We start from the raw sequence: 6,320 nt of genomic DNA, 5'->3' as shown, positions 1-6,320 counted from the left end.
GTCTTGCCGTGGTCAACGTGACCAACGGTCCCGATGTTCACGTGCGGTTTCGAACGGTCAAACTTTTCCTTTGCCATCTCGTTGGGCGCCTTATCCTATTGGGGGCCTCTTGCGGCCCGAATTGCTACTGGCCGGGCATTTATTGGGTTCAACCGGGAAAATCAAGCGCTTCATGCCCGCACGCCCGCCCGGTGCGGCACACCACGCCGCCAACCCGCCGCGGGTACTGCACATGTGCTACTCTGCCGCCTGTGCCTGCGCTTTTTCCAGCGCCGCCCTGGCCTTCGCCTGCATCCTCTCCTCGTCCGACGCCGCCGCCCGGGCCTCCGCCGCGCGCGCCCTGGCCTTGTAGCGGGCGGGCCGGCCGTCATCCTCGAACCAGCCCTCGGCATTGTTCTGCCGCACCAGCCAGTTCTCGATCAGCTTGGCCGCCTTGCCGGTCAGCGCCTGCATCTGCTCCTCGGCCGTCCGGGTCAGGCCCGATCCCACGACCGTATCCCCCGACAGGCTTTCGATCACGGTAATCAGTTCCGGCGTCTCGTTCAGCCGCGCCTGTTTGGCGTCATCCCAGGCCGTGACCTTCAGCACAAGCACCGACTTTGGCGCCGCCACAACCGGGATGCCCGCGCGCGCCAGAACATAGGCCTCCAGCGTGATCCCCAGATGATAGAGCCGCGTACCCTCCTGCCGCGAGAACCGCGCGTCCACCGCCTGTTTCATCGCCGCGATCCACGCCGCCTTGCTGGCCTCGCGCGACAACGGCCCCTTTTGCAGGTTGGGCGCCGCCACCACGTTATGGCCGAGGTGGAAGTTCCCCAGATAGACCGGCGCCTCGTCAAGGTCGTCCACCTGCGTGCAGGCCGCCACCCCGGCTATCATCAGCCCCAAAGCCAGTATTCGCAGCATCCCCGTTCCCCCCGGATCCGTCCCCTTTCAGCGATAGCAAGGCCGCCCCGCGCTGGCAATTCCCGCCCTGCTCCATATCGCCGCGGAGTTCCGCCGCAGGTTTGCCGCCGGACCGCCGCGCCCCTATGTATTGAATACTCAGCACCGGAGGCCCCATGTCCCAAGCCGACACTCCCGTCAAAGTCCGCCTCGTCACCGAGCCGATGGGTATCCTGGGCAGCCTCGGCGCCGCCCGGCGCAACGTGCTCAGCATCATCCCCGAGCTTGCCACGCGCCAGCCCATGGTTTCGGGCCGCACCGGCAAGCGCTGGCACATGGTGATGGACCCCGGCGCGATCCGCGAAATGCTGCTCGAGCGGGTCGATACCTACCCCAAGTCGCTGGTCACCAAGAACCTTCTGAAACCGGCCATCGGCGAGTCCCTGTTCATCGCCGAAGGCGCCCACTGGCGCTGGCAGCGGCGCACCGCGGCGCCGGTGTTCTCGCATCGCAACGTGATGAACCTCGCCCCGATCATGACCGCCGCCGCCCAGCGCAGCGCCGACCGCGTGGCCCAGGCCGGCCCCCGCGCCATCGACATGGCCGCCGACATGGTGCGCACGACCTTCGACGTCATCGCCGACGTCACCTTTTCCGGCGACGGCATGTTCGACGCCGACGCGGTGCATCGTGGCATCGACGCCTATATCTCCGAGGCTGGCAAGATTTCCCTGCTCGACGTGCTGGGCGCCCCCGACTGGGTGCCGCGCCCCGGCCGCCTGATCTTTTCGCGCAACGCCGTGGGCGACATGCGCCGCATCGCCGACGAGGCGATCGAGGCCCGCCGCCAGCGCGGCCCCGACGGCGTTCCCGACCTGCTCGACCTGCTGATGGAAGGCGAGGATCCCAAGACCAAGCGCCAGATGAACACCGCCGAGCTGCGCGACAACCTTTTGACGTTCATCGTCGCCGGCCATGAGACCACGGCGCTCACCTTGGGCTGGTCGCTTTACCTCTGCGCTTTCGACCAGGACGTGCAGGACCGCGCCCGCGCCGAGCTGCGCGAGGTCTGCGGCGACGGGCCGGTGACGGGCGAGCATGTGGAAAACCTCCCCTTCATGCGCCAGATCATCGACGAGACGCTGCGTCTTTACCCGCCCGCTGGGATGGTTTCCCGCACGGCAATGGCAAATGACACGCTCTGCGGCCGTGAGATCCGCAAGGGCGACACCGTGATCCTGCCGATCTACGCGCTCCACCGCCATCACATGTTGTGGGAAGATCCCGACGTCTTCCGCCCCGACCGCTTTGCCGACCGCAAGGCGGTGGAACGCTACGCCTACCTGCCCTTCGGCGACGGCCCCCGCATCTGCATCGGTGCCAGTTTCGCCCTGCAAGAGGCCGTGATCATCCTCGGCACGCTGCTGAACCGCTTCCGCTTCACCCCGGTCGCGGGCCGCAACCCCGACCCGGTGATGATCCTCACCCTGCGTCCCGAAGGCGGCGTCTGGCTCGAGGCCGAGCCGGTCTCAGCGCCGCAACCGGCCTCTGTCGCCTGACGCGTCCGCCGGCCTATACCTCACCCCGTCCCGGGCTTGACCCGGGACCTCCTGCCTCGGGCAAAACTCAACCCGTAGGGTGGGTGAAAACCCACCTTTGATGGGTGAAAACCCACCTCTTTCGTGCGTGAAACCCCACGCGCCGCCACGCTAACCACCCAAGACCTTCGGCCAATTCGCCTCGCCCTTCGACACGTTGCCCGGGATATCCCCCGACCATTTGCGTCGTATGGACTGGTTGTAGTTGAGGTAAAGCTTGCCGTCATGCACCGTCCATGCGTCCTTGTCGCCATGCGCGGTATAGCCCTGCGACACCGCCCACGAACAATAGCCCCCGAATTGCGGCGCATATTTCTGCGGGTTCGCCTCGAAGGTCGCCTGGTTCTCGGCCGTGGAGAACCGCCACTTCGCCCCATTCCACTCGGTCACGAACGCGTCCGACCCGGCCACACCGTTCGCGCCCGGCTCCAGCCCGAAATAGGCCACAACGTCCGCGCCGTCCGCGGCATAGGCCCGGTTCTGGTACCAGCGCGGCTCATCGGCCATCACCGGCCCTGCCAGCAGTGCCGCCGCGCTACTTGCGATCATTCCCCGTCGTGTCAAAAGCATATCCATCCTCCTCGCATGCATCTGCAAGCAAGCTAAGCGCGCTGCCCTGCACACGACAAGTCAATCTCAGGTGAAGCGATTGTTACGCGGAAAGCCTCTCGGCGCCATGCGTCCCGCGCCCGCGCGCCGCGCGGTCCATTCCTCCAGCGCCGTCTCGGTCCGTGTGCGACCCGCCGGATCAAGCCAGCTCAGCCCTTCAGCCAGGGTGAAGGTCGTCGCATCCGACAGCCCGCCATCCTTGTATTTCTGCAACCGCACGCCCTTGCCGCGCCCCATCTCGGGCAACTCGTCCAGCGGGAAGATCAGCACCTTGCGGTTCTCGCCCACGCAGGCCACGTGATCGCCCGTGACCGCCCGGCACACTTGTGCGCGCACGCCATCGCGAACGTTCAACACCTGCTTGCCCGAGCGTGTCTGCGCCACGACCTCGTCCTCGGGCACGACAAAACCGTCGCCCGCCGAGGACGCCACCAGCAATTTCCGCCCCGGTTTGTGGATGAAGATCGCCACGATGTCGGACTCGTTCGGCAGGTCCACCATCAGGCGCAAGGGCTCGCCCATCCCCCGCCCGCCGGGCAGGTTTGCCGCACTCAGCGTATAGAACCGCCCGTTCGTGCCGAACACCAGCAACCGGTCGGTCGTCTCGGCATGAAAGATGAACCGCCCGGCATCGCCATCCTTGAACTTCAGCTCCCGGTCCAGATCGATATGCCCCGACATGGCCCGGATCCAGCCCATCTTGGAACAGACCACGGTGATCGGCTCGCGGTCGATCATCGCCTCCAGCGGCACTTCCTCCACCTCGCCCGCCTCGGCGAACGTGGTCCGGCGCGCGCCACCTTCATAATCCTTGCCGAACTTTTTCTTCACGTCCTTCAGCTGGTCCGAGATCGCGTCCCACTGAAGCCCCTCGCTTTCCAGCAGGTCCTCCAGCCCCGCGCGCTCTTCCATCAGCGCGTCGCGCTCCTTGACCAGCTCGATCTCCTCCAGACGGCGTAAGCTGCGAAGCCGCATGTTCAGGATCGCCTCGGCCTGCACCTCGGTCAGCCCGTCCTCGCCCCCTGCGGCGGGGGGGACGTAATCGGCCTCATCCTTCGCGCGAACGAACTCCCGCCCCCAATCCTCGCGCATCAGCGCCGCCTTGGGGTCGTCGTCATAGCGAATGATGTCGATCACCCGGTCGAGGTTCAGGAAGGCCACGATCAGCCCTTCCAGCACCTCCAGCCGGTGGTCGATCTTCTCCATCCGGTGCTGGCTGCGCCGGATCAGTACCTCGCGCCGGAAATCGAGGAAGGCGCGCAGCACTTCCTTCATGCTGCAGACCTTGGGCGTCACCCCGTCCACGAGGACGTTCATGTTCAGGCTGAACCGCACTTCGAGGTCCGAATTGCGGTAGAGCGACTGCATCAACACCTCGGGATCCACGTTCTTGGACCGTGGCTCCAGGATCACGCGGATGTCGTCCGCACTCTCGTCCCGCACATCGGCCAGGATCGGCACCTTCTTGGTCTGGATCACCTCCGCCAGCTTCTCGATCAGCTTGGACTTCTGTACCTGATACGGAATTTCCGTGACCACGATCTGCCACTGCCCGCGTCCCAGGTCCTCCACCTCGTACCGGCAACGCAAACGGAACCCGCCCTTGCCCGTGCGGTAGGCCTGCGCGATGGCCTCGGGCGGCTCCACGATGATGCCCCCCGTCGGAAAATCCGGCCCCGGCACATAGTTCAGCAGCGTGTCGTCCCGCGCATCGGGTGTCTTGATCAAATGCAGGCAGGCATCCACCAGTTCCGCAATGTTGTGCGGCGGAATGTTCGTCGCCATCCCCACCGCGATCCCGCTCGCACCGTTGGCCAGCAGGTTCGGAAACTGCGCCGGCAGCACCACAGGCTCGGTCAGCGTGCCGTCGTAATTGTCCCGGTAATCGACCGCGTTCTCGTTCAGCCCCTCCAGCAGGGCCTCGGCCACGATGGTCAGCCGCGCCTCGGTATAACGGCTGGCCGCGGGGTTGTCGCCGTCGATATTGCCAAAGTTCCCTTGCCCGTCCACGAGCGGGTAGCGCACGTTGAAATCCTGCGCCAGACGCGCCATCGCGTCATAGATCGCGGCATCGCCATGCGGATGATAGTTGCCCATCACGTCACCGCTGATCTTCGCGGACTTGCGGAAGCCCCCGCTGGCGCTCAACCGCAATTCGCGCATGGCGAACAGGATCCGCCGGTGCACCGGCTTCAGCCCGTCGCGCGCATCCGGCAGCGCCCGGTGCATGATGGTCGACAGCGCATAGGTCAGGTAGCGCTCGCCGATCGCCCGGCGCAGCGGTTCCGCCACCGATTTGCCCCCATCATCGGGGCCTATATTGGGGTCATCGACCAAATCACTCATAGATGCTGTGATAGCTCCCACCCATGCGCAGGTAAAGCACAGGATGGCAGGATTGTTGCCTTTTCCCATGCCGCAGGGAACCGAATCGTGTAAGTTAGGTTATCCAATTAGTGCAAATGATTGTGTTTTGGGGGACGTGGCCCGATGTGGCGCTTTATTTTAGTGACTTTCGCCTTCCTCGGATTCGCCTTCTGGGAGATGAGCGGCGGCGCGGATTATGCGCCTCGCGACAACTCGATTCAGGCACTGGCGAACCGTCCCGCCCCCGCCACGAATGAGGACGACACCCGCACCGCATCCGCCGAGCCGGCCCCCCGCACTGAACCCGAACAGATCGAGATCCCCGCTCAGAAAAAGCCCGAGCGGTTCCAGATCACGCTGGCCTCCATCGGCGAGATGGCCGAGGCCGGCACCGCACAGGAGACCGCCCGAACCGAGCGCGTCGAGGACAAGGCCCGCTTTCTCACCCAGCCCGACTCCAGCGAGGACAACGCCGTCCTCGCCGCACTTCAGGAAGGCGGAGAAGCGGCCGATGACGTACGGCGCGACTGGCCCGGCGCGATAGAGCTTTTCGAACAGCAGGCCTCGCAGGCCAAGCTGCGCCGCCAGGCCGAAGCGGCGGCCCGCTCGGCCCGCGGCGGCAGTTCCGACATGGACCTGCGCTTCGTCACTGCCACATCCGCCAACATGCGCGGCGGTCCCGGCACGGATTACGCCCGCCTCGGCTCGCTCGAAGAAGGCGCCGAAGTGGCCGTGCTCAGCGCGCCCGGCAACGGTTGGCTGGAGCTTGAGGTGATCGATACCGGAGAAACCGGCTGGATGGCCGACTGGCTCGTCAGCGAACCGGCCCGGTAAGCGGGACCACCCCCCGACAGGACGATT

Annotated in this window: 5 protein-coding genes; 2 read left to right on the top strand and 3 right to left on the bottom strand. The window is 65.6% G+C overall.

Annotated features, from left to right (window positions below; all coding sequences use genetic code 11):
* Positions 1-237: 237 nt before the first annotated feature.
* Positions 238-906 carry a hypothetical protein gene (locus RBB31_RS19730; protein ID WP_306130964.1) on the bottom strand — a complete coding sequence of 223 codons (669 nt, stop codon included), beginning with the start codon at positions 904-906 and terminating at the stop codon, positions 238-240.
* A 155-nt stretch (positions 907-1,061) separates the two neighbouring features.
* Between RBB31_RS19730 and RBB31_RS19725 the strand changes: the two genes are divergently transcribed.
* On the top strand, positions 1,062-2,444 hold the full coding sequence (locus RBB31_RS19725; protein WP_306130963.1) for a cytochrome P450: 1,383 nt from the start codon (positions 1,062-1,064) through the stop codon (positions 2,442-2,444).
* 150 nt (positions 2,445-2,594) lie between these two features.
* Here the strand turns inward: RBB31_RS19725 and RBB31_RS19720 are convergent, their stop codons facing one another.
* Together RBB31_RS19720 and parC are read right to left on the bottom strand one after the other, a co-directional pair.
* Complete coding sequence (locus tag RBB31_RS19720; protein WP_306130962.1) at positions 2,595-3,032, bottom strand: YHS domain-containing (seleno)protein; 438 nt, start codon at positions 3,030-3,032, stop codon at positions 2,595-2,597.
* Positions 3,033-3,119: 87 nt separating this feature from the next.
* Positions 3,120-5,438: a DNA topoisomerase IV subunit A gene (parC, locus tag RBB31_RS19715; protein WP_306130961.1), complete on the bottom strand. Its 2,319-nt coding sequence runs from the start codon at positions 5,436-5,438 to the stop codon at positions 3,120-3,122.
* A 162-nt stretch (positions 5,439-5,600) separates the two neighbouring features.
* On the opposite strand from parC, the gene RBB31_RS19710 reads away from it, so the two are divergent.
* Positions 5,601-6,293 carry an SH3 domain-containing protein gene (locus tag RBB31_RS19710; RefSeq protein WP_306130960.1) on the top strand — a complete coding sequence of 231 codons (693 nt, stop codon included), beginning with the start codon at positions 5,601-5,603 and terminating at the stop codon, positions 6,291-6,293.
* The last annotated feature ends 27 nt before the right edge of the window (positions 6,294-6,320 follow it).

The sequence above is a fragment of the Roseovarius sp. MMSF_3350 genome, assembly GCF_030733425.1.
Taxonomy (GTDB): domain Bacteria; phylum Pseudomonadota; class Alphaproteobacteria; order Rhodobacterales; family Rhodobacteraceae; genus Roseovarius.
Note: the sequence above shows the minus strand (reverse complement) of the source record. Positions and strands in the feature narration are given on the sequence as shown.

Bases quoted from the DNA above. Each gene is read 5' to 3' on its own strand.
- parC (WP_306130961.1), bottom strand. From the start codon at position 5,438: ATGAGTGATTTGGTCGATGACCCCAATATAGGCCCCGATGATGGGGGC.
- RBB31_RS19725 (WP_306130963.1), top strand. From the start codon at position 1,062: ATGTCCCAAGCCGACACTCCCGTCAAAGTCCGCCTCGTCACCGAGCCG.
- RBB31_RS19730 (WP_306130964.1), bottom strand. From the start codon at position 906: ATGCTGCGAATACTGGCTTTGGGGCTGATGATAGCCGGGGTGGCGGCC.
- RBB31_RS19720 (WP_306130962.1), bottom strand. From the start codon at position 3,032: ATGATCGCAAGTAGCGCGGCGGCACTGCTGGCAGGGCCGGTGATGGCC.